Source organism: Neobacillus pocheonensis (genome assembly GCF_050477905.1).
GTDB lineage: Bacteria > Bacillota > Bacilli > Bacillales > Cytobacillaceae > Neobacillus > Neobacillus pocheonensis_A.
In genome coordinates, this window is record NZ_JBCNAD010000122.1 from 1 (window position 1) to 1,540 (window position 1,540).

The 1,540-nt window shown below is 51.0% G+C and carries 2 protein-coding genes; both read left to right on the top strand.

Annotation, left to right across the window (positions count from 1 at the left end; genetic code table 11):
• The first annotated feature begins 209 nt into the window (after positions 1–209).
• Positions 210–425, top strand: coding sequence for a hypothetical protein (locus ABES02_RS29870; RefSeq protein WP_430141700.1), 216 nt, complete (start codon positions 210–212; stop codon positions 423–425).
• A 54-nt stretch (positions 426–479) separates the two neighbouring features.
• Complete coding sequence (locus ABES02_RS29875) at positions 480–1,175, top strand: hypothetical protein (protein ID WP_430141702.1); 696 nt, start codon at positions 480–482, stop codon at positions 1,173–1,175.
• Positions 1,176–1,540 lie beyond the last annotated feature (365 nt).

Consider the following 1,540-nt stretch of genomic DNA (forward strand, 5'->3'; position numbering starts at 1 on the left):
GCTGGCGCTTGCTCCTGTCGTTTTCTACGAGCGACATCCGGACGTATTTCGAATCGGTCATTATAGCCAACCACACCGAACCTCTCCGTGCAATGGTGACTTTTCTCTTTCGAGAACGCCATCCCGGCAAGCCGAGCAGACCGTTGCACTTCAAGAACCGGCATGGTTAAACGCGGCTTGACCGCTTCGAAATACGGATGTTCTGCTCTTTGAAATCTCCATACGCTTCACGCTTGCCAGCTGGCGGCGGCATTTGCTCATCAAGCCCTAAAGGATTCCGCTCATCGCCGCTCGGGCTAGAGCCGCAAGCGAATCCAGATTTTCGATTTAAGCAAAAAAGTAAAGAAGAAGGAGAATGGCTTTCAATGAAAGCTGCTGAAATCGCAAGGGTTGGCATCGGTCGGAAACGGTCGGCTAGACTGTGAATCCGGCTTGAAAATGTTGCTACAATTTATATTTTCCATGAGGAGGAAATTTTAATGAAAAAACTGTATCTTATCAATTCGGAAACAAATACTTATAAGCTGCTGCAGGAAATTGAGGTTACAAGTGATTATAACCCCGAATCCGTACTGCTGGCTGCTTGCGATACATACCGGGAACACATTGCAAAGGGCGAATGGTTGTTTATCTCTGGGCAGTATGCCGAGTATTGGGCAACGTTTTGCATTATTACTAATCAACCAAACTACCCTTATCAGATCGGCATTGCTGAAACGGAAGAACGGGAAATGTTAGATATTGTTTTGAGGGATGGCCGGGACTTGGATATGTCGCCCGGCAAGCTGCTGGAACTGTTCTATAAATCCGAAGGTGTAACCACGGATGAAGATAAGGCTGAATTTAAGTTTTTACCTACGGAACTATGTTTCGCCTTCGAGGGGCTTGTAAATGAGGGGGTTTTACCGGAAAACTTGGAGCTAGCGCTGACGATCAAGAACTCCTACGATTCTTACGTCCACATGAATAGCAAGTATGTACTGTTCAAAGGCGGTGTTCCGATCTACGCCGTACCGCTGCTGTCGCTTGTCGTGGTGGACGATAAGGACGATACCAACGTTCGTCCTAATGATGCGGGAATGATGAAACTGTTCGACGTTGCACTACGCGCTAACGTTGAAGTATCCGACCATTGCGATTATAGAACATACTGGACAGTCGGCTTGCCAGTTTAACAAGAAGAGCGAAGCGCCAAGCAAGATGTTCCTTGGCGTTTTTTTTGTTGCCTTGTTGCCTGTAGTGCAGATCGGAGCCGGGCCGCCCCGGCCAGGCCGCGCATGATGCGCGCACCCTAACCGGCGCGAGAGGCCGTGCGCTGCCCGGATGGTTGCCACCGCCGCGCGGCGGTAGCTTCGGATTCTCTTGTGGCCGCCAAGACCGGAGGCCGCCCAAATGCGCGACCTCCCGGCCCTTCTGGCCGTGCGAAGTGATTCCGGGAAGCGAAAACCTCTCGAAAGACAAAACCCATGCCGGGAAGACTCGAAGAAGAAAAGACCGGGGCTTGATTCGCAGGCCGGTACTGCAGCGCTGGCGCTTGCTC